18 protein-coding genes are annotated in these 21,586 nt (G+C 68.3%); 2 read left to right on the top strand and 16 right to left on the bottom strand.

Features of this window, described 5'->3' with window-relative positions:
* Positions 1–75 precede the first annotated feature (75 nt).
* The 4 genes from ACTJK8_RS30190 to ACTJK8_RS30175 form a co-directional block, all read right to left on the bottom strand.
* Entirely contained in the window at positions 76–1,449 is a 1,374-nt protein-coding gene (locus ACTJK8_RS30190) for a transposase (RefSeq protein ID WP_440762471.1), read from the bottom strand.
* A 410-nt stretch (positions 1,450–1,859) separates the two neighbouring features.
* Entirely contained in the window at positions 1,860–2,654 is a 795-nt protein-coding gene (locus ACTJK8_RS30185; RefSeq protein ID WP_012321648.1) for an alpha/beta fold hydrolase, read from the bottom strand.
* Positions 2,651–4,357 carry a GMC family oxidoreductase gene (locus tag ACTJK8_RS30180; RefSeq protein ID WP_012321647.1) on the bottom strand — a complete coding sequence of 569 codons (1,707 nt, stop codon included), beginning with the start codon at positions 4,355–4,357 and terminating at the stop codon, positions 2,651–2,653. Before ACTJK8_RS30180 ends, ACTJK8_RS30185 begins: the two co-directional genes overlap by 4 nt.
* A 4-nt stretch (positions 4,358–4,361) precedes the next feature.
* Complete coding sequence (locus ACTJK8_RS30175) at positions 4,362–5,747, bottom strand: UbiD family decarboxylase (RefSeq protein WP_440763042.1); 1,386 nt, start codon at positions 5,745–5,747, stop codon at positions 4,362–4,364.
* Positions 5,748–5,923: 176 nt separating this feature from the next.
* Here ACTJK8_RS30175 and ACTJK8_RS30170 point away from each other — a divergent pair, with 176 nt between their 5' ends.
* Together ACTJK8_RS30170 and ACTJK8_RS30165 are read left to right on the top strand one after the other, a co-directional pair.
* Positions 5,924–6,847, top strand: a complete 924-nt coding sequence (locus ACTJK8_RS30170; RefSeq protein ID WP_012321645.1) for a LysR family transcriptional regulator — start codon at positions 5,924–5,926, stop codon at positions 6,845–6,847.
* 108 nt (positions 6,848–6,955) lie between these two features.
* Entirely contained in the window at positions 6,956–7,528 is a 573-nt protein-coding gene (locus ACTJK8_RS30165; RefSeq protein ID WP_012321644.1) for a UbiX family flavin prenyltransferase, read from the top strand.
* A gap of 7 nt (positions 7,529–7,535) precedes the next feature.
* Here the strand turns inward: ACTJK8_RS30165 and ACTJK8_RS30160 are convergent, their stop codons facing one another.
* From ACTJK8_RS30160 to ACTJK8_RS30105, 12 genes are all read right to left on the bottom strand, one after another.
* Positions 7,536–8,003: a TIGR02444 family protein gene (locus tag ACTJK8_RS30160; RefSeq protein WP_012321643.1), complete on the bottom strand. Its 468-nt coding sequence runs from the start codon at positions 8,001–8,003 to the stop codon at positions 7,536–7,538.
* A 31-nt stretch (positions 8,004–8,034) separates the two neighbouring features.
* The gene (locus ACTJK8_RS30155; RefSeq protein ID WP_012321642.1) at positions 8,035–9,384 is read right to left on the bottom strand and encodes an MFS transporter; all 1,350 of its coding nucleotides are present in this window, start codon (positions 9,382–9,384) and stop codon (positions 8,035–8,037) included.
* A gap of 174 nt (positions 9,385–9,558) precedes the next feature.
* Positions 9,559–10,365: an enoyl-CoA hydratase/isomerase family protein gene (locus tag ACTJK8_RS30150; RefSeq protein ID WP_440763041.1), complete on the bottom strand. Its 807-nt coding sequence runs from the start codon at positions 10,363–10,365 to the stop codon at positions 9,559–9,561.
* 43 nt (positions 10,366–10,408) lie between these two features.
* Entirely contained in the window at positions 10,409–11,968 is a 1,560-nt protein-coding gene (locus tag ACTJK8_RS30145; protein WP_059408544.1) for an AMP-binding protein, read from the bottom strand.
* Positions 11,961–12,494: a (2Fe-2S)-binding protein gene (locus tag ACTJK8_RS30140; protein WP_012321639.1), complete on the bottom strand. Its 534-nt coding sequence runs from the start codon at positions 12,492–12,494 to the stop codon at positions 11,961–11,963. The genes ACTJK8_RS30145 and ACTJK8_RS30140 overlap by 8 nt, the downstream gene beginning before the upstream one ends.
* Entirely contained in the window at positions 12,482–13,345 is an 864-nt protein-coding gene (locus ACTJK8_RS30135) for an FAD binding domain-containing protein (protein WP_440763040.1), read from the bottom strand. The genes ACTJK8_RS30140 and ACTJK8_RS30135 overlap by 13 nt, the downstream gene beginning before the upstream one ends.
* The gene (locus tag ACTJK8_RS30130; protein WP_209650750.1) at positions 13,342–16,353 is read right to left on the bottom strand and encodes a xanthine dehydrogenase family protein molybdopterin-binding subunit; all 3,012 of its coding nucleotides are present in this window, start codon (positions 16,351–16,353) and stop codon (positions 13,342–13,344) included. The genes ACTJK8_RS30135 and ACTJK8_RS30130 overlap by 4 nt, the downstream gene beginning before the upstream one ends.
* Before the next feature lie 92 nt (positions 16,354–16,445).
* Positions 16,446–17,303, bottom strand: coding sequence for a helix-turn-helix transcriptional regulator (locus ACTJK8_RS30125; RefSeq protein WP_012321636.1), 858 nt, complete (start codon positions 17,301–17,303; stop codon positions 16,446–16,448).
* Between the two features lie 60 nt (positions 17,304–17,363).
* On the bottom strand, positions 17,364–18,755 hold the full coding sequence (locus tag ACTJK8_RS30120) for a sodium:solute symporter family protein (RefSeq protein ID WP_012321635.1): 1,392 nt from the start codon (positions 18,753–18,755) through the stop codon (positions 17,364–17,366).
* 1,116 nt (positions 18,756–19,871) lie between these two features.
* The gene (locus tag ACTJK8_RS30115; RefSeq protein WP_440763039.1) at positions 19,872–20,522 is read right to left on the bottom strand and encodes a hypothetical protein; all 651 of its coding nucleotides are present in this window, start codon (positions 20,520–20,522) and stop codon (positions 19,872–19,874) included.
* A gap of 293 nt (positions 20,523–20,815) precedes the next feature.
* Entirely contained in the window at positions 20,816–20,971 is a 156-nt protein-coding gene (locus ACTJK8_RS30110; RefSeq protein WP_440763038.1) for a hypothetical protein, read from the bottom strand.
* The coding region (locus tag ACTJK8_RS30105) for an aminotransferase class III-fold pyridoxal phosphate-dependent enzyme (RefSeq protein ID WP_440763037.1) at positions 20,968–21,586 on the bottom strand (619 nt) is incomplete at its 5' end. The genes ACTJK8_RS30105 and ACTJK8_RS30110, both read right to left, overlap by 4 nt.

Raw genomic sequence — 21,586 nt, 5'->3', positions numbered from 1 at the left:
GATTTCGTTGAAAAACTCGCGGTCGGCCTGGATCGAGGTTTGATGGGGGGTTGGCTGAGGGCCTCCCCCAGCCGATCAGGCTAGGCTCGGCTGCCCCAGCGGGATCAGCTTGGCCAGCTTCCGTAGGTTCTGGGCGGCGGCCGCGAGGTGGAATTCGTCCCGGGCTCCATCCGGCCCCCGCAACCGAAGCCGATCCAGCTTCAGGATTCGCTTGAGGTGGGCAAACAGCATCTCGACCTTCTTGCGCTCCCGCCGCGAGGTACGGCCCGCCTCCGAGGCGCAGATGTCGCGCGCCATCTGCCGGGCGCCCTCGTGGATTGAGCGTGGGATCTTGCGGGCGGATGCGTTGGGGCAGCATCGTGGCTTCAGCGCGCAGGCATCGCAGTCGTGCTTGCTCGCGCGGTAGCGCAGCATCCCGTCTGCGTCGACGAGCGGAGGCGGTGACCTGTAGACCTTCTGACGTTGCCGCAGGTGCTTGCCGGCCGGGCAGGTGTAGGCGTCAGCGCTAGGGTCGTAGGTGAAGGCTGATCGGCTGAAGGTGCCGTCCCGGCGCTCAGACTTGTCGAAGACGGGGATGTGCGGCTCGATGCCCTGTTCGTGGACGAGCCAGCCCAGCATCGCGGCCGATCCATAACCACTGTCGCCGGCGAGCCGTGCCGGGTAGAGGTCGAAGCGCTCGCGCGAGCGCACGATCATGCGCTTGGCGGCTGTGACCTCGGCCTGCCGGATCGCGGTGGTCGGCTCGACGTCCACGATGACCGCGTGGTCGAGGTCGATCAGGTAGTTGGCCGCGTAGGCGAAGTAGGCCAGCCCACCGTCCGCCCCCGTCCAGCGCGCAGCCGGGTCGGCGGGGGAGACGAGCTTGGGCACGACCGGCGTCGCAGCCCCGAACGCGGCGTCGTCGAGCACAGCCAGGTACTCCCGGGCGGCGCGGCTGACGCTCTCGGGTGGCAGGCCGTTCGTACCCTCGACACCCTTCTGTCGATTGGCATCGGCCTTGATCAGGCTGGCGTCGACCGCGAAGCCCTCGCCGCCCACGAGCCCCTCGGCGATGCAGCGGGCGAGCACGGTCTCGAACAGGCGCCGCAGCAGGTCGCTGTCGCGGAAGCGGCCATGGCGGTTCTTGGAGAAGGTCGAATGGTCCGGCACCCGGCCGTCGAGCCCGAGCCGGCAGAACCAGCGATAAGCGAGGTTGAGGTGGACCTCGTCGCACAGGCGGCGCTCGGAGCGGATGCCGAAGCAGTAGCCGATGAGCAGCATGCGGATCATCAACTCAGGGTCGACCGAGGGCCGGCCCGTCGAGCTGTAGAACGACTCCAGGTGCGCGCGCAGGTTCGACAGGTCAACGAAGCGGTCGATGCCGCGCAGCAGATGGTCGGCGGGGACGTGGGTATCGAGCGAGAACTCGTAGAACAGGGCGCCCTGCTCGACTTGCCGAGGTCCCATCATCTGCTTCGGTCTCCGCCTCTCGACGAGAGTGAATCACCTCACGACTACCGCTGCAACACCGAGTTTTTCAACAGAATCGGCCGAAAGCGGCCGGTCCGCTCTGGAGGGGGCTTGCTGGAAAAACGGACAGCGTCTTACCCGATCCAATCCGGTCATACCGTCGAGGACGCGCATTCGCTGAAAGCTGTCGGGCGGCAACGTGGGCGAACGTGCCCAGTACCACGGCTGGGCTTTGTCCTCGCCGGGATTTGGAAAGCTCGATCTGGGTGAGGCCTGGGAGGCAGGTGACTCCAAATAACCCTGTCAACGAACCTGACACCGCCTCCTGCCCCCCCCCACGGGAAAGGGGGCCGGCACCCGGCCTCGCGACTGTGTGTTTCAAGGCCAATCAGACATTGTCTTGTGGAGACTTAATTTCTGCTCAAGACAGGTGTGACGAAGCGGGCGATGACGTCGGCAGTTTCTGCCAACGCTTCGCGATGTGGGTGATGCCCAACATTCGGCATCTCATAAACAGTCAGCAGACCGGCGGGGCAAAGTCTGCGAGCGGCACCAATCTGGGCCTTAGTTCCGTAAGCATCCTTCGTCCCCTGGATGATGATTGCCGGGACGGTCCATCGCGTAAGGGCTGTCTCGATTGTCCATCCGCGCCGAGCCGGATCCAACCAGGCGTCGTTCCAGCCGCGAAAGGCTCCCTCGACATCGGTATGCCGACGGCCGAGACGGACCTTCAGATCGCCATTGTCGTAGGCGTCCCGGGCCCGTCGGGCCCCGGCCAGCGTCGCCTCCTCGACGAAAAAATGGGGCGCGATGAGGATGCCGCCCCGCACGCGGGTGTCGCCCTCCGCCAACGCGAGGGCCGCGATCGAGGCGCCATCGGAATGGCCGATCAGCAGGCCGCTTCGCAGTCCCGCGAGGTCGAGGACCTGGGGAAGTATGGTGCAGGCTTCATGTTCGAGAAAGTCGGTCCGGCGGGGCAGAGGCACCGGACTCGAGGCCCCATAACCCTGGCGCGAGAAAGCCAGGACACCGCATCCGGTCTTCTCGACCAGAATTTCCGGCAGCGGGCCCCACTGCGTGGCAGAACCGAGACCCTCATGAAGCAACACCAGCGTCGGCGCCAAGTCCGGCTGCGGACCGACGAAACGGTATTCCAGCCGTAGGTCGGCCACCGCAAAGGCGCCGAATGTGTCGAGAGGGATCATCCCATCTCCACCATCATCCTCTCCGCGATCTTTTCCGCAATCATCAAGGTCGGGACGTTCGTGTTTGCGCTAGGAAGGCGGGGCATCACCGATGCGTCGGCGACGGACAGGTTGTCGGTTCCGATGACGCGTCCCCCCGGATTGACCACCGCGCCGGGATCGTCGGCCCGGCCCATGCGGCACGTACCGCTCGCATGCCAGACCCCGAAGACGTTGTCCCGGACAAAGTCGTCGAGAGCGCCATCGTCCTGAAGCACTGTCGCCCAAGCGTGGCCGCCTAGGACGGCGCGCAGCAGCGGGGCGCGCAGCATGGCCGGTGCATCGAACACGGGGGCGAGGAGGCCGGTGAGCCGCCGGTTGCGAGGGGAGACGGCGCTCAACCGGCGGATCAGCGGCGAATAGTTCGCGGGGAAGAGGTCGTCGGAGCGGGGGTTCAGCGTGGGCGAGACCACGAGGTCGCTGAGCAGCCGAATCCCCGAGGCGAGGCGTTCGAGATCGCGGCGATCCGAGAGCAGGCCGAGATCGATGTCGGGCGGGCCGGACGGGTTCGCCGGATCGAGGCGCAGGCGCCCGACCGAGTGCGGTTGGTTCACCCAGAGGAAGTAGAGCGCAAGGCGTCCGCCGAGGGCGTGCCAGCCGGCACGGGCGGAGGCAGTGAGATACATATCGGAGGCGCAGCCTTCGGGATGGCCGGACGAATAGCGCAGGGCCAGCAAGCTCGCGCGCCGGAAGGTCTCGGGCAGCCGGAGCGGGCGGGGAAGGACCTGGGCCATCGTCAAAGCGGGATGGTCCCGCAGGTTCTCGCCGACGCCCGAACGATCCAGCCGGACGGGTATCCCGCAGGCGGAGAGCGCATCGCCCGGGCCGATCCCGGCACGCAGGAGGAGCACCGGCGATTGAAGAGCGCCGGCGCACAGGACTACGGAGGCGGCGCTCACTTGTTGCTCGGATCCGTCGCCCCGCCGCAGCACGGCCCCGGTCGCGCGGCGCCCGTCCATCACCAGCGAACGGACCTCGAGGCCGGCGGCGATGGTGAGATTCGGCCGGGCCCGCGTACCCACGTCCAAATACGCGGCGGCGGCCGAGACCCGCGCGTCGTCCCGGTTGGAGAAGGCCGGCGGGAAGATCCCGTCCTCGAACTCGCCGTTCTGATCGACGCGCCGGGGCAGCCCCGTCGCATCGAAGGCGCGGGCGACCGCATGGGCGAAGGGAGGCCATGCGGGCTCCAGGATGCGCCGGATCGGGAGCGGCCCATCATGGCCGTGCAGCGGACCGCCGCAATCGAGGTCGGTCTCGAGCCTGCGGAAATACGGCAGTACGTCGTCCCAGGCCCAGCCCTCGGCGCCGAGCGCGGCCCAGGCCTCGTAATCGCGGGGCAGCCCGCGGTTGGCCGCCTGGACGTTGATGCTGGACGAGCCGCCCATCACCCGGCCCTGCTCGTAGGCCCGCCGCCGCATGCGACCGCGGGAGTCGCGGGTGACCGCCGCGTCGAGCCCCGGCCAGATGTAGGTGTCGCCATGGAACAGCGGCATCGGATAGCTGTCGAGAATCTCCGCCGGCACCCGGCCCGGCGGTGTATCGATGCCGGCTTCGACGAGGAGCACCCGGCGCCGCGGGTCGGCGGAGAGCCGGTGGGCCATCACGCAGCCGGCAGAGCCCCCGCCGACGATCAACACGTCGACCGTTTCGGGCAAGGCGTTCATGGGATCAGCCGATCGCCGCGCGCCAGTCGGCGCCGGACGCGAGCACCGCGTCGAGATCGACCTCGGCCTCGCCGGGAACACGGATGCGCTTGAATTTCATGGGGGGCGCGTCCAGCGGAACGGTCGCGTCGAGACCCATCTTCGCGCCGACCCCCTCGCGGCCTGATGGATCGAGCTTCGAGCCTTGGGCGTGAGGGATGACGACGAGGTCTCGGTCCGCCTGGAACCGCGTCGAGACCGCCCATTCGACTTCTTGCGGGACGTGGATGTCGACATCCGTATCGACCACGACTGCGTGCTTGATGTCGTAGTGGGCCGCGAAGGCCCCGAGCAGCACGTTCTTGGCCTCACCCTCCTGTGTCTTCCGCAGGCGGACGTAGAGGTGGTAACGGCCAACTCCCCCCAGGGACAGATGCACGTCCTCGACACCGGGGAAGCTGCGCTGCAGCGTTGCGAGGATCGTGGCCTCCCGGGGGATCGCCCCCAGCAGCAGATGCTCAAGGCCGCCGCCGACGATCATATGAAAGATCGGATCGCGCCGGTGCGTCACCGCATCGACCTGCATGACGTGCCGCTTGGCCCGCTCCCCGTAATATTGCGGGAATTCTCCGAACGGCCCTTCCGGCTCGCGGATTTCGGGCAGGAGGCGGCCCTCGATCACAATCTCTGCGTTCGCCGGAACGCGCACGCCGTTCGTCAGGCACTTGACCACGTCGAGGGGTTGGCCGGTGAGCGCCCCGGCGATCTCCAACTCGTCGTGGCCGAGGGGCACGATGGCCTGGGAGGCGAGGAGGCAGGCGGGATCGACGCCGACCACGAGGGCGACTTCGAGGCCCCGGCCCTGGGCCTCGGCCTTGCGGTAGAAATTGTCGGTATGCCGGGGCAGGACCAGCACGCCGATCCTGTCCGGACCGCTGATTTGGCAGCGCAGGATGGCGACGTTCTGCAGGCCGGTCTCTGGGTCCCGGGAGATCATCAGGCCCGCCGAGATGTAGGGCCCGCTGTCGTGCTCGTTCAGAGTCGGCACCGGCAGGATCTTCAGGATGTCGAGTCCCTCCCGTTGGACGACCTCCTGCGCGGGGGCGGAGTTGTGTTCGTGCCAGGGGAGCGGCTGGGCGGCGGCCTGCTGGAAATGGGCGACGAGGTGATCCTGCGTGGTGCCGAGGGCTTCCGCCATCCAGGCCCGGCTCGACACGAGCCCGGAGACGATGGTGCCCGGATGCCCCCCGGGCTGCGGAAATAGGCTGGCCTGCCGGCCGTCGAGGCGGCTCGCCACCGCCGCTGCCTCGTGGCGCAAGCCGATTCCCGGCCGCGCGATGGCGAGGCGCCCATCCCCGGACAGCCGATCGAGCCAGTCGCGGAGGGAACGAACGGGAGTGGGCGCGTTCATGCTGTCCTCACGGCGGGGTCTTCTCAACCAAGCTTGCCATGGGAGTAAGCGTTAAGCTCTTCTCGCAGGCGGGAAAAATAACGATTGGTGATGCCGCCCATCAGCCGGTTTGAATTGCGCCGACCGGCCCGCACATGGTCCTCTGGCGCGTTGCTCGTGTCGCCTGGGTCCCGTGTATGGATCTCCGTCAGATCTCCTACTTCGTCGCCCTGTTCGAGGAGGGCAGCGTCACCCGCGCCGCGCAGCGGATGAACGTCGTCCAGCCCGCGCTCAGCATGCAGATCGCCAAGCTGGAACGGGAACTCGGCCAGCGCCTGTTCGACCGCCAGCCGAAGGCCATGGTGCCGACAGCCGCCGGCCGGACGCTGCACCGGCTGGTCCACCCGATCCAGCGGGATGTCGCCGACGCCCGGGCGGCCATGGCGCGCCTGTCCCAAACAGTGTCGGGCCGCGTCACGGCGGGCATCCTGTCGTCCCTGTCGATGAGCGTGATCCCCAGCGTCCTCGCTCGCTTCGCGGCGGCCTACCCAGAGGTCGAGCTATCGCTGGCCGATGGCTACAGCAGCACCTTCATCGAGGGCGTCGGCACCGGCGCCCTTGACCTCGCTGTGATCAACCGGCCGGCCCGACGCCTCGGCCTCGTCATGGCCCCCCTCCTCGACGAGGAAATGGTCGTGGTCGGCGGGCGCGACACACCGTTGCCGGTGCCCCTGCCCATCCGGATGGCGGACCTCGCCGCCCTTAACCTGATCCTGCCTTCGACCCGACACGGCCTGCGCGTCGAACTCGACCGCCGTGTCGCCGCCGCGGACGTGACCCTGTGCCCGAAGCTCGAACTCGACCTGCCCCCCGCGATCGCGGACTTTGTGGCGCGCTCGACGCGTTTCACTGTGCTGCCGAGCATCGCCGTCAGCCGACAGCTCGCCGACGGGTCCCTCAAGGCCTACCGCATCGTCGCGCCGCGCATCGCCCGCGAATTGGTGATCATCCACCATCCGCAGAAACCGCTCAGTTACGCGGCGCAGCTCCTCATCGGTATCCTTGAGGAGGAGTTGAACGCGGCGGCGGCCGCACTCCAGGCCCATATCATCACCGGTTGAGCCCCCCGGACTGATGGCAGCGATCAGCCGACGTTATTCGACACGGGCGAGCACACCCCGATACTGTCACCGGCAAGGTCGCCGCGCCCGTTGCGGCCGGGAGGAACGATGACACCGCTGCCCCTCGTGGTCGGCATCTCGGGTGCTTCGGGTGTGATCTATGGGATCCGTCTCCTGGAAATCCTGCGCGACCTCGCGATCCCGGCCCATCTCGTGATGTCGCGCTCGGCCGAGGTGACGCTGGCCCATGAGACCGACCTCAAGGTCGCCGACGTCCGCGCCCTGGCCGCCAAGACCTACGCCCAGGGGGACATCGGCGCCTCAATCGCCTCCGGCTCCTTCCGGACCCGCGGCATGGTCGTGGCTCCCTGCTCCATGCGGAGCCAGGCCGAGATCGCGACCGGCGTCACATCCGGCCTGCTGACGCGGGCCGCCGACGTGACCCTGAAGGAGCGCCGCCGCCTCGTCCTGATGGTGCGGGAGACTCCCCTCCACACCGGCCACCTCCGCACCATGACGGCGCTCTCGGAAATGGGGGCGATCATCGCCCCTCCGGTTCCGGCCTTCTACGCGCGTCCGGAGAGCCTCGCCGAAATGGTGGACCATACGATCGGGCGGGTTCTCGACCTGTTCGACATCGATGCACCCGGCGTCCGGCGTTGGCGGAGCGGAGAAGGCTGACCGGCGCTCAGCCCTCCAGCGCCGTCGCGAGAACCCGCAGCGGTGCCTCCGGCCAGGTCCGGCCGAGATAGGCGGCATAGAGGGCCAGCGCCTCGCCGCCCGAACTCACCGGCATATCTGGGACCGGCGCGGCCTCGAAGAGAGCCGCGAGGGCGAGGCGCTCCGCCTCGATCTCCGCGAGCTTGATCCGCTCCCGGAGCGCCTCCGTCCCCTGGCCCGGCATGAGGTCAGACCGCATCGCCCGGCGGATCGCCCGTAAGGGAATAATCACCTGTCCGCGCCAGGGGCCAATCCGGGCTTCCGCTCCGGCGAGCGCCGAGGCGTCTAGCCTTCGTCCGGTCCTCCCGCACCAGATCAGGTACAGGAGCAGGGGCACATCGGCGCCGCCCTCGTCCTGGAGGGCGAGGCAGGCCGCGGCGACGCCGGGCCGGCCATAGAATGCGCAGGCGAAGGTCCAGAGGGGATCACTCGTCATGGGAGGCCTCCGCCCGCGCAGAACCGTATCGTCAGGCCCGGTCGAGATTGCCCTGCGTCTCGTCGGTCAGGAAGGCACCGACAAGATAGACCAGGGTGACGCCGGTCGTGATGACGGCCAGCACCATCGGAATTTGCGTCGGCCCGTCGGCGACAAGGGAGACGAGCGTCGGCAGCATGCCGCCCAGCGCGAAGCCGATGTTCCAGGTCAGGCCCGTCCCCGTGGCCCGCACCGCCGTCGGGAATTTTTCGTTGAGGAAGATCAGCAGCGGCCCGTAGCTGCCGTTGGCGATGAGCGCCAGCAGGAAGGCGCAGGCCGCGACCCCAACGAGGCTCGTCGTGTTCGCCATGGTCAGGAACAGGGCGGGAAAAGCGAGCAGGCGGATGACGCCCATCAGAAGGAACGACCGTTTGCGCCCGATATGCTGGCTCAGTTCGCCCATGCCGCAGGCGCCGATCGCCGCCGCGACGTTGGCGCCGATCAGGATCATCGAGGCGGTGGCGTTCGGCACGCCGTTCACGAGCTTGAGGAGGGTCGGCAGGTAGCCGGACGTAAGGTAGTAGGCTGCGCCACCACCGAAGGAGATGAGAGTCGCGACCGCGAAGCTTCCCCGGTTGGACGGTGAGAACAGGGAGCGGATCGGCGAGGCCTCCGCCGGAGCGCCTGCCCGGAGCGCCGCCTTCCGGGCCTGCAGTTCCTTGAAGATCGGGGATTCCTCGAGATTGCGGAAGAGGATCAGGCCGATCACCGAGGTCAGGAGACCCGAGAAGAACATCAGCCGCCAGCCCCACTCGGCGAAGGCTTCTCCCGGCGCCATGAGCGAGACGACATAGAAGACCAGGGAGGCAAGCAGGCCGCCGATGGCCGAGCCGCCACCGCCGACCGCCCCGGACATCAGCCCCCGCCACCGCTCCGGGACGGATTCCGTCCCGATCGTGTGGGATGCCGCGACGACGCCGCCGACGAAGATGCCCTGGACGAGGCGGAAGAAAAGGAAGACCGCAGTCGCGAGCCATCCGATCTGGCCGACCGTCGGCAGGAGACCGAAGACCGCGGTCGATATGCCGACGCCGACCACCGCCACCATGAGGGCGCGACGGCGGCCGAAGCGGTCCGCATAGGAGCCGAACAGGGCCGAGCCGAGGGGCCGGATCAGCAGCGTGACCGCGAAGGACGCATAGGCGCCGGCCAGCGACAGCATCGGCTTGTCCGCCGGGAAGAACAACGTGCCAACGACCGGCGCGACGTAAAGCAGGATGAACAGGTCGAAGAGATCGAGCCCCCAGCCGAACAGCGAGGCCATGGCGGCGGTCACCGTCTGCCGGCCTGTGGGTTTGGCGAGGGCGGGGGGATCGGATGCGAAGGTGGCGGCGGTCTGCATAGATTTCCTCCGGGGGATGCGGTCGTTGCCGCGGGGGGGCCGGTTCGGGCTCTGGGTCTGGGCGGGAGCCATTCGGGCGTGCGTCGTCGTTTCCCGCCTGGGCGGGATCGAAGCGGTGCGGTAGGCGTCACAGGATGGGGGGAACCGCTCGGCAGCCCCCCCGGCGCGGCCGGACTATGAGCCGGTGAAGCGCGGCGCGCGCTTGGCGTGGAACGCCTCGACGCCCTCGCGGAAGTCGTCGGCCTGACGAAGGCGGCTGTAGCAGTGTCCTTCGAGCTCGATGGCGATGGACAGGCTCGCGTCCTCGGTGTCGTTGAGGAGCTTCTTGGCGGTGCGCTGGGCGATGGGCGAGAAGGCGCGCAGTTCCTCCACGAGGGCGTCGGTGGCCTTCTCCAGGTCCGCATCGGGTACGCATTCGGTGGCGATGCCCCAGTCGAGGGCCTGCCGCCCGGGGATGCGCTTGGAGCGCATCACGATATCCTTGGTCCGGGTGATGCCGACGATCTTCTGGAGCCGGGCCGAGCCGCCGGAGCCGGGAATCTGGCCGAGCTTCTGTTCGGGAAGCGCGTAGCGGCAGGTCTCGGAGACGATGCGGAAATCGCAGGCCAGCGAGATCTCGAAGCCGACACCGAACGTGTAGCCCCGGTTGGCGGCGATGACGGGCTTCGAGCAGCGGGCCGGCGCCGCTATGTTCCAGGCGAGCTTCGAAACGTGCTCGGGCGAGGCGTCGAGGAAGCCCTTGATGTAGCCCCCCGACGAGAAGTGCTCGCCCTCCGCCCGCAGGACGATGACCCGCACGCGGGGATCCTCGTCCAGCGCCTCGAAGACCTTGCGGATCTCATCGCGCTGGGGCATCGCAATGACGTTCATGGGCGGCCGCGCCAGGATCACGTCGGCGCGCTCGCGCTCCGAGTCGATCTCGACGCGGAACCCGTCGAGGTTCGTCAGGCGCGGGTCGATAATGTGGGTGTCGCTCGTCATGGGTTTGGTCTCTCGCTTGTGATTCGGAGTGGGGGCGGGACCGTCAGGCAGCCTCGTGACCTTCGGCATGGGGCTCGGCCCCGCCTTCCAGGACGTACTCGCCGGCCACGAGTTGGCGGCGCAGCAGCTTGCCGACCGGCGATTTCGGGATCTCGTCCACGAAGACGTACCGGCGCGGCAGCTTGTGACTCGGCAGGCCGCCCGCCCGGCAATGGGCATCGAGCGCCGCTTCGTCGGTGCTGCCGCTCCGCTTGATGAAGGCCGCGACGATCCGACCCCAGCGCTCGTCGGGCAGGCCCACAACGGCGACTTCGGACACGGCCGGATGCAAGGAGAGGCGGCTCTCGATCTCGACGGGCGAAACGTTCTCGCCCCCGGTGATGATCATGTCGTCCACCCGGCCGGTGACGTAGAGGTCGCCATCGGCGTCGGCGAAGCCGGTATCGCCGGTGAAGTACCAGCCATCACGAAAGGCCTTCGCGTCGGCTTCGGGGCGATGCCAGTAGCCCTCGAAGGCTTCGTCGCCCTTGGCGATGACGGCGATCTCGCCCTCCTCGCCCGGCGCGGCGGTTCGGCCTGGGTCGCCCCCCATGGGTACGACGCGCACCATCGTGTTGAGGCCCGCCCGCCCGGCCGAACCGGGTTTCACCGCCGCCTCGTGGTTGATCGTAAAGGTGTAGACCTCCGACGAGCCGTAATGATTGACGAACAGATCCGGCCGGAACGCCTCGGTCAGGCGGGCGAGCAGGCCGTCCGTCATCGGCGCTCCGGCGAAGCCGAGCTTGCGCACGGAGGTCGTGTCGGTCGCCGGGAAATCCCGATGGTGCACGAGGTCGTGATAGAGGGTCGGCACGAGGTAGAGGTTGGTGATCCGCTCGGCCGCGATCAGCCGCAGCGCGCCGGCCACGTCGAACCGGGGGAGGCAGACGAAGGTCCCGCCGATCAGCGACATGGCGAGGAGCGAGCGCACCCCCATCGTGTGATAGAGCGGCATCACGCCGAGGGTGCGCTCGCCGCGCCCGTAGAGGTTTTGCGCCACATGGGCCACGGCCGCCGCGCGCTCCGCCCGGTGTCGCCGCGGGACCCCCTTGGGCTTGGCGGTGGTGCCGGAGGTGTAGAGCATCAGCGAGATCGCCTCCGCGTCGGCCCGGGGCGTCACCGGAGGCCCCTCGGTGGCGGCGAGGTCGGCGAAGGCCGTCTCGCCGGGGCCGGGTGGCGTGCCGACGGCGATGCGCGGGATTCGCTGCGACGCCGCGCTGTCTCGCAGGCTCCCGGCCGAGACCGGTTCGTAGGCGATGGCGCGGGCCTGCGCGTTCTCGACCGCGTAATCGATCTCCTCGGCCTTGGCCCGCCAGTTGATCGGCGTGATCACGATGCCCGCGAACTGGCAGGCCCAGTGGAGGGTCGCCGCCTCGTGCCGGTTCTGGAGGACCGTGACGAGGTGGTCGCCGGGCTTCAGCCCGAGCCGGTCGAGCCCGGCCACGGTTGCGGAGATGACCCCGAACCACTCCGCGTAGCTCAGCCGGGTCTCCCCGTCGACGAGGGCCAGGGCGCGGGGATCGCGGGAGACGCTCGCAAGGAAGCTGGTGCCGAGATCAAGCATGGGCGGCCTCCGGGGATGACGGGGCCGGGATGTCGCCCCTGAGTTCCGCAGCCGCCTCCAGGGCGGCCTCGATGATCGGCGCGTAGCCGGTGCAGCGGCAGAGATGGCCGCCGATCACTTCCGTGATCTCCCGGCGCGAGGGGTTCGGCCGGAAGGCGAGATAGGCGTCGAGCGACATCAGGATGCCGGCGGTGCAGAAGCCGCATTGCAGGGCGTGCCGCCGCCGGAACGCCGCCTGCAGCACCCCGAGGCGGCCGGGCTCCGGAGCCAGACCCTCGACGGTCCGCACGGCGCAGCCCTCGACCCCCACGGCGAGCGTCAGGCAGGCCCGGGCGGGAACCCCGTCGATGGACACCGTGCAGGCGCCGCAGACGCCGTGCTCGCAGCCGACATGCGTGCCCGTGGCCCCGAGCCCGTGGCGCAGGGCGTCGGTCAGCAGGGTGCGGGTCTCGACCTCGACCGTGGTCTCGCGCCCGTTGAGGGTAAAGGCCACCGTGTGACGGCCCTTCGCGTCTAGCTGTGGCATGGCACGGCCTCCTGATGGGTGTCGCCGCGGGCGACCTTGACGGCCTGTTCCAGCACCCGGCGGCCGAGGCTGCGCACGAGCTCGCGGCGGTAGCGGGCGGTGCCGTGGAGATCGTCCCCCGCGCCGAGGTCCCAGGCGAAGGCGTTGAGGGCATCGTCGAGCGCCGACCCGTCGAGGTGGGGGAAGTCGCGGGCGGTGGGCCGGTCGGCGACGCCGCCGACCGCGAGCCGCATCCGGGTGCCGGCCACCACGGCGGCGCAGGCGACGATGGCGTAGTCGCCGTGCCGACGCCCCACCTCGGCGAAGGCCGTGCCGGTGCCCTCCCGGCGCAGGGGATAGGCGATGGCCTCGATCATCTCGTCGTCGGCCCGGTCGGTGACCATCATGCCGGTGAAGAAGTCCTCGGCCGCCACGCGCCGGACCTTCCGGCGGCTGCGCAGGTGAATCTCGCCCTGGAGCGCCACGAGGCAGAGGGGGATTTCCGCGCTCGGATCGGCATGGGCGACGGAGCCGCACAGCGTCCCCCGTGCCCGGGTCTGGATGTGCCCGACCCACGGCAGGGCAACAGCCAGCAGCGGCAGGTCCCGGGCGAGACCCGGCCGGTCGAGCAGGATCGCCTGCCGCACGCCCGCCGGAATGACGAGGGCGCCCTTGTCGGGGCGGGGCTCCTTGAGGGCGGGGATGCGCATCACGTCGACGAGCACGGCGGGCTTCGTGAGCCGCATGTTGAGCATCGGCATCAGGGACTGGCCGCCCGCGATGATCCGGGCCTCGGGGCCGTGCTGGTGCAAGGCTTCCAAGGCGTCGTCCAGGGACGTGGCGCGCAGATAGGCGAAGGGCGCGGGCTTCATGCGGACACTCCCAGGCGCGCGAGGAGCCACCGCAGGGCGGCCGGAAGGCGGCGCCCGCGCACGCCGGACCCGCCGGCCCGCCGAGCGAGGGCCGTGAAGAACCCGCCGATGATCACCCGCGCGGCCCCGTCGAGGAGGCGTCCGCCCACCGCCGCGACCTTGCCGCCCACCGCCGCCTCGTAGACGTAGGCGATCCGCGTGCCCCCCGTGCCGTCGGGCTCCAGGGTCAGGCGGCCGGTGCCGCCACCGCTGCCGAGGCCGCCCGTCACCGTGCCGGTGAGCGTCACCGCCCGGGGCTCGTCGAGGTCGGAGAGGATCACCTCGGCCTTGTAGCGGCCCTTCACCGGGCCGACGCCGAGCGTGACGTCGGCCTGGAACCGCGTGTCGGAGAGCTTCCGCACCCCATGCGAACCGGGGATGACGGAGGCGAGCACGTCGGGGTCGAGGAGCATCGCCCACACCGTCTCCGGCGGAGCCGTGACGGCGGCCGAGCCCTCCCCGCGCAGGGTGCGGTCGCCCGCCTTGGCGGCGGGCTTCGGGGCGGCGTGGCCGGAGGGGGGCCCCCGCTCCTCCCCGCCCGCCGCGAGGGCCGCGAGCTTGGCGGGCGTCAGGGGCAGGTCGATGGCTTCCAGGCCCAGGGCGTCGGCCACCGCGTTGGCGAGGCAGACCGGCGTCGACATGCAGTTGCCCTCACCGACCCCCTTCGCGCCGAGCGGCGTGAAGGGAGACGGGCTCTCGACGTGCAGGATGCGCAGGTCCGGCACCTCGGTCGCGGTGGGCAGCAGGTAGTCAGCGAAGGTGCCGGACAGGAAGGCGCCGTCGTCGCCGTAGGCGAGTTCCTCGTAGACCGCCGCGCCGAGCGCCTGCGCGAAGCCGCCGCGCACCTGCCCCTCGACCATGCCGGGGTGCAGGATGCGCCCGCAATCGTGCATCGAGACGTAGCGGTCGATGGCGATCTTGCCGGTGACCCGGTCGATCTCCAAACCGCAGATGTCGAAGATGAAGCCGTGGCACAGGGAGGAGTTGATGTGGTCCTCCGCGTCCGGCGCCGTCAGCTCCGGGGGTGTCCAGAACACCGTCTCGCGGATCACCGCGCCGAGCTCCTCGGGCACGAGGCCGGGCGACCAGTGGCTCGTGGCGGCGACCCGCGCGAAGGGCAGACCCGCATCCGGGTTCACCCGCGAGGCGATGCGCCCGCCCGCGAAGACGAGATCCTCCGGGCGCAGGTTCAGCTGCGCCGCCGCGATCCGCGCGAGCCTGTCGCGCAGGCGGGTGGCGGCGAGGTGCGCGACCCCCGCCACGGCGGCGGCGAAGCGGCTCGCGTAGTTGCCGGAGGCGATCGACCACGCATCCTTGGCGGTATCGAGGTCGGCCGTGACGCGGACCTGCTCCATCGGGAGGCCGAGCACGTCGGCCACCACCTGGGCCAGCACCGTCCGGTGCCCCTGGCCTTGCGGCACCGAGGCGACCTGAACCGTCACCGAGCCGACGGGATCGAGGGTGATGGTGGCCGTCGATTGCGCGCCGTTCTTCGGTCCCGCCTTGGCGCGTTCCTCCGCCGTCAGCACGGTGGTGATGTAGCCCATGTTGGAGACGCTGGGCTCGACCGCCGCCGTCAGGCCGATCCCATAGAGGCGGCCCTCGGCGCGGGCGGCGTCCCGCCGCCGCTTCAGCTCATCGAGCCCGCCGTCCCGGGCGGCTTCGTCGAGGGCGCGCTGGTAATCGCCGGAATCGTAGAGGGCGCCGGTCGCGGTGCGATAGGGAAAGGCGTCGGCCGGAATCAGATTCCGGCGGATCACCGCGAAGGGTTCTAGGCCCAGCGTCAGCGCGATGCGCTGCATAAGCCGTTCGAGCGGATAGTAGACCTGCGGCCCGCCGAAGCCGCGCACGAGGCCGGTCGGCGTCTTGTTGGTCAGCACCACCCGGTTGCGCACGGCGACATTGCGGATGGCGTATGCGCCGGTAAGGTTGCCGTGCATCCGGTAGAGCGTGGCGGGTTCGGGCGCCCGCAGGTAGGCGCCACAATCCTCGATCTGGTCCCAATCGAGGGCGGTGACGCGCCCGTCCGCCTCGAAGGCGGCGCGGAGGGTCGTGACCCGGTTGGTGGCGGAGACGGAGGCCGAGAGGTGCTCCAGCCGGTCCTCGATCCACTTCACCGGCTGGCCCACGAGGCGCGCCGTGGCGGCGATCAGGACGGCGTAGGGCGCGACGCCCTGCTTGACCCCGAAGCTGCCGCCGGAATCGGGGGGCGTGCGCAGGCGCAGGCGGTTGCCCGGCACCTTGAGCGCCCGGGCCACCACTGCATGGATGCTGAATGGCCCCTGGAAGTTCGCGAGCACGTCGTAGGAATCGTCGGTGGGATCGTAGGAGGCGACGACGCCGTAGGTCTCCATCGGCGAGCCGGTGTTGCGCGGGTAGCGCACGGTCACGGACAGGCTGCGCGGGCTCTCCGCGAAGGCCGCCTCGGGATCGCCGTAGCGGAAGCGTCGGTCGCTGACGCAATTGGCGCCGACGCCCTCGTGCAGGATCTCGCTGTCGGGGGCGAGGGCCGCCAGCGGATCGACCACCGCGGGGCGCACCCGGTACTGCACCTCAATCAGGTCGCAGCCGTCCTCCGCGAGGTAGCGGTCTCGGGCGACGACGATGGCGACGGGCTCGCCGACATAACGCACCCGGTCCACCGCGATGGCGCGGGCATCGACGACCGCCCGCAAGGCCGGGACGAGGCCGGTCGTGACGGCGTCGAGGTCCCGGCCCGTGACCACGGCGGTGACGCCGGGCAGCGCCTTGGCCGCCTGAACATCGAAGCCAAGGATGTCCGCATGGGCGTGGGGCGAGCGCAGGATCGCCGCGTGCAGCGTGCCGGGCCGCATGCCGAGGTCGTCGATGTAGCGCCCGAGCCCGGAGAGCAGGGCTGCGTCCTCGACGCGCTCGACCGATCGTCCGACATAGCTCGTTGACACGATGCCCAAGCCGCTTCCTCCGCCGGACCTCTCGATGGGGTCCATATCTCGGGGAGAATGGCGGCTCCGTGTGGGCGCAGCGATGCCGAGGCGTCTCGCGACTTACCGAAACGTCTCATTCTTTGATGACAGCGCCGTCAGGCAGTGGGCTGGCCGCCCCGCCGGACGATACCGCGGAAGATGCTCGGGGGTACGCTGACGTGGTCCCGGAAGAAGCGCGAGAAATGTGCGGGCGCGGCGAAGCCGAGGCGCATGCCGATCGCGGTGAGGGGCTCCTCGCTGCTCACGATGGCCTCGACGGCCTGTTCGATCCGGATCGCGTTGAGGAAGACATGGGGCGGGGCCCCGGTGGATTGCTCGAACAGGCGGTAGAACTGGGCGCGGGAGAGGCCCGCCTCGCGTGCCAGCGCCTCGGTGCCCAGCATGGCGCCTGGCTCTGCCCGCACCCGTGCGATGGTGCGTCGGATGCGCCAGTCGCCAGCGTTGCGCCGGGCGGCGGCACGGAGGGAGAGGGGCTCCTCGCGCCAAGCCGTGAACCGCTCGATCACGGCAACCATCAGGTTCGACAGTAACTCGTCCTGGATGTGGGAGGAAAGCGGTGCATAGACCATCTCGGCGGCGAGGTCGTGGGCGAGCCGGTGAATCGTTGGTGTGACGGCGCCCGACGGTTGTCCGAAGAAACCGGGCGCCCCGCTCGCAGCCCAATTCCGCCGGAACGCGCCGAGCCAGTTGGGCTCGATGTACAGGGCCAGGATCATCGCCTTGGCCCGCCGGGGATCGTGCAGGTAGGCGTGGGTCTCCCAGGCGTTGATCAGGACAGCCTGATCGTCGGTGAGCGCCACAACCTGATCACCGACGAGGAACTGCGTGTCGTCTCCCTCGACCTTCAGGAGCACGTGGCAATGCGGGTGCGCGTGGCGGACAAGGCTGCGGTCCATGTCGAGGAGCGCGACGCGGCCGAAGGCGCCATGGGCGATCTCAAGAGCCTCGGACATCTGCACTATTTAGCATGGTCCGCGGGGGGCAGCTAGATCGCCGCCGGGACACCCGTCCCGTCAGGGCGCCGCAACCTGTTCGTTCCGGAGCGTGGTCCTCTTCCGGAGTTCGGCTGTACCCATCACCGCTAGGGGAATGACGAGGGCCACATAGGCGTTGTCGATTCCCCCGGGATCGCCGGCGAGGAACCAGCCGATCGTCAGGACGAGGGAAACCAGGATGCTGACGACGGCGGCCCGCGGTGTGCCGAAGCGCGGAGCGTAGAAGGCAAAGATGACCAAGACCGCCAGGGTCGCCCGCAGGGATTTCGCGAGGAACGTCACCTTCAGGATATCCGGCGCGAAGATCGCCAGGGGAATCGGGATCAGGCCCACGAGCACCGTCATGCTGCGGACGAACCGCAGGGACGACGTCCCATCCTCGCTCCGACGGCGGGGATGATAGAAATCCTTGAACAGTAGGGTGGCAGCGCCGATGCTAAGGGCCGAGATCGTGCCGAACAGCGATCCCGCCAATCCCGCCACCACGATGGCGGCCAAAAGATCGTCCATCCGGGCGATCAGGCCCGGCAAAGCCTGGATCGCGGGGATTCCCGGCAGCAGCGCCGCCGCGCAGACACCGACCAGGGCAGCGCCGATGCCGAACGGCACGAGCAGGAAGGCACAATAAAAGCTGGCCTGCCGCGCCGTGCGCCCGTCCTGCACGGTATTGATGGCCTGGATCACGTATTGCGTCGAGAAGACCGCGCCGATGCCGGCGACCATCCACGCGAAGATCTGTGACCAGCCGACCGTATCGACCGCGAACATCGCTTCGGGCACGTGGGCCCGCAGGTTGTCGAAGCCGCCGACCTGAGACAATCCGAAGGCCACGGCCGCGAGGATGCCAAGATACTTCACGACGGCATGCAGGACGTTCGTATAGATAACCGAGCGCATCCCCCCGACACTGACATAAAGCGTCGCGACGATACCCGTGATGACGATGGCGCTGGTCCGGTCGACGTTGAGGAGGCCCGCCAGGATCGTACCGCCGCCCGCATAGGTCGAGACCGCGACGATCTGGAGCGCGAAGATCATGATGACCGAGGTCGCGAGCTTGGTCGGGCGACCGTAGGCCTTGGCCAACGCCCCGGAGATCGTGTTCTCGCCGAGTTCCTTGAAGCGGGGCGCCAGGAGAATGGCGTAGAGAACGAAACCGACGGCGAGGGCGAGGACGTTCCAGGCGGCCGACACGCCGACCCTGTAGGCCGTCTGTGTCGTGCCGACGCTCGTGGCGGTCCCGATGAATTCCGACATCAGCAGAAAGCCGATCAGGAACGCCGGATAGCGCGTGCCGCCGGAGGTAAAGCTTCCAGCGCTCCTCGCATGGCGTCGCACAGAGAAACTGATCAGCCCCATCGCCGCCATGTAGGCCAGGGTCAGGGAGAGAACGATCCAGTTTGGCTGCATGGGTGCGGCCTAACGGCGACGCCGTAGTGCCTGGGCGCCAAGGGACCCCAGCATGTTTCCTCCGAAATCATTCGAGGCCGCAGCTTTCCTCGCACGAACGAGAAGCAACGGCCATTGCGGGGAAAATTAGATTTTGAGAAGGAAGCGGACAAATATTCTGATTTGATCGGCGCCATCAGATTATCTGATTCAGCACGATGATTAATATAAAGCGCACCATTAGCAGGGTGCGGCAGGTCAAGAAACGTCTTTATATTGATTTGGATTCACATTAGATCGGTTTTACAGAAATAATAGACGTTATAGGTCGTTGTGTACTCGACTGCCTGCAAAATTTGACGATGAAATGGGTCGGCATGTTAGCAGAGCGCATTTGTATCGACGTTGCGTGGGATAGCCATTGAGTCGCTGGCTAGCCGAGAAAGCTAACATACTCCTCGCGACCCATGTCTGCCATCTCGGGCGGAGTTGGCGCATCCCGATAGCGGTCTTTCGCGGCAGTTGAGCAAACTCAGCTTAGCTTGGGGCACGAAAGGGCGTAGGCCGTTGGTGACGGCGCGAGGGCAAGGCTGACCTCAAGATGGTGTCGTCAAAGGTCCACCGGGGGATTGTGCGCATCGGAGCGATATTCGTGAAGGCACCTGCGAAGCCTCCCTACGGCGATGCACTGTCGGATACATCGACAACCAGGCCATCGCTCAGCTGCCGATAGAACGTCTGCTTTTAGGTTGCTACCCGGTTCGGCCGAGTGGCAGCAATGGGCGCCAAGCCGAACGTCCGGTTCTGCGTGCGATGACGATCCGGCGTGCCGGAGTTTGGCCGAAAGCGGAACGGCTGCTTCGAGATAGGCCTAATGCGAAGGCGGACCCTGCTCTACCGAGCCAAGCTGGTTGAACGAGCCGCCGTTGCCGCAATGTGCCATTCGATACCTGCTCGACAACCTCCTCGCGGCGTACAGGGTGGATCAAGATTTGGCCTAACCGATGGGATTGCCGTCAGGCGACCAAAAGCTTGGATCTGCGGGAGCTTTTTGCGCCAACTTGGCAGACATGCAGCAGGATCGGCGCATCAATCTGTCCTGCTCAGGTTCAGACGCCACAAGGACCGTGAGATCCCCTAACCATAGGATGGACGCAGCGGACTCAGCGTCGCCAACGGCGAAAGGTGTGCCACACGCTCCTTTTCTCGCGAGCTGGGTCCAATAGAGGGCTGATCGAGCGTGCATACGGAGCGCGACAGCAGAAGCAGCAGAGCCGCCGCTGCTCGCGCGCCGCCGTGCGGTGCGATCCAGTAGCGGAGGTCCGGCCTGCCCTTTGGAGCGCCCGCTCTGAACGGGCGCTCACCTAACCACGCCTTAAACCCGAAGCCGCTGAAGCCAACACTGCTGTCCGGCTCATCGTCCGCCTCACGACAGGTGTCGTAGCATTCTGTCACCATGGCAACGAGATCGGCGAAGCTCGTACCTGCCGGCGCCACCTCCGGCATGCCTTTCCAGTATCCGAGCACGTCAAAGGTGATCGGGTAGTCCAGCCGGCCTCGGCGAGTGCCGACAATCTCCTCGATCGGCCAAGTCAGCCGGCTGTCGCGCCCCGGACCAACAGGCGCGACACGATTCATCTGCGGGATGCCAGCCGTCATGCCGGCTGCGCGAAGAAGTTCGTACTCCCAGGGGCCGCGTACGAAGCGATCGTGCAGAACAGTGCCGTTGCCGCGCCAGCCCACTCCGAGCACGTGTGCGCCGGCATCGACGTCGATGAGGTGCTGCACCGCATCCGGTATGGGACCTGGCGGCGTGCTTCAGTTGCCTGGTCCCCGGCGCGCGATAACACCTGGTTCGCCCGTGAAGTAGAAGACCTTGAACCCGGCTACGCCAGCGTAGCGGACAGTGCCGGATCCGGATTGAAGGTCACGACCGTGTGCAGTGAGAATGCGTAAGGAGGCATCGCGCAACGTTGTTCGAACGATGCCTAGTGGCGCTTCGATATGGCGGGCGTAAGGGGCGGGCATAAGGGGGCTCCGAGTTGAGACCCTTCTTCAGATCACCCGGATTTGTGAAAAGGTCAAAGGCCAAGATGCTCGGGATGCTGCTCGCACATTTTGCTGAAGCTTCTCGCGGGCGAATTGACCAACCAGGCGACATTCGCCGATCTACTCGCCGCGTCCATCTCGCCGAGATCGGTCCGACCCGTCGTGCGGATCTGGTCCATCGGGCTCACGCGGCGATCGTGTCGAGGGCACGGCTGACGGCGTCGAACATCGCGCGGATCTGCTCCGCGGTGATGATCAGCGTCAGGCAGAAGCACAGGGAACCGCCGATGGCGCGGGCGATCACCCCCTGTTCGAGGGCGGCTGCCTGGATCGCGGCGCCGGCCGCGCCGGGCTTCGCGCCGGGTGCCGTCGCGGGCTTCAGCTCGAGGGCCCCGATCAGGCCGACGCCGCGCCACGTCTTCACCAGGGGGTGCTCGGCGAGCCCCACCAGCCGCTCGAGGAAGAGCGGGCTGAGGCGCCGGCAATTGCCCACGAGGTCGCGCTCCTCGATGATCCAGATGTTCTCCAGGCCCACCGCGGTGGCGACGGGATGGCCCGAGGCCGTGTAGCCGTGGCCGAGCACGCCGAGCCGGGCGGATTCGTCGGCGATCGGCTCGTAGAAGTTCGCGTTCATCAGGATCGCCGAGAGGGGCATGTACGAGGAGGAGATCTGCTTCGAGAGCACCATCACGTCCGGCTCGATGCCGAAGGTCTCGCAGCCGAACATCGCCCCCGTGCGCCCGAAGCCGCAGATCACCTCGTCGGCCACCAGCAGCACGTCGTAGCGGCGCAGCACCGCCTGG

Origin of the sequence: Methylobacterium sp. 22177 (assembly GCF_052045615.1) — a bacterium.
Taxonomy (GTDB): Bacteria; Pseudomonadota; Alphaproteobacteria; order Rhizobiales; family Beijerinckiaceae; genus Methylobacterium; species Methylobacterium radiotolerans.
Note: the sequence above shows the minus strand (reverse complement) of the source record. Positions and strands in the feature narration are given on the sequence as shown.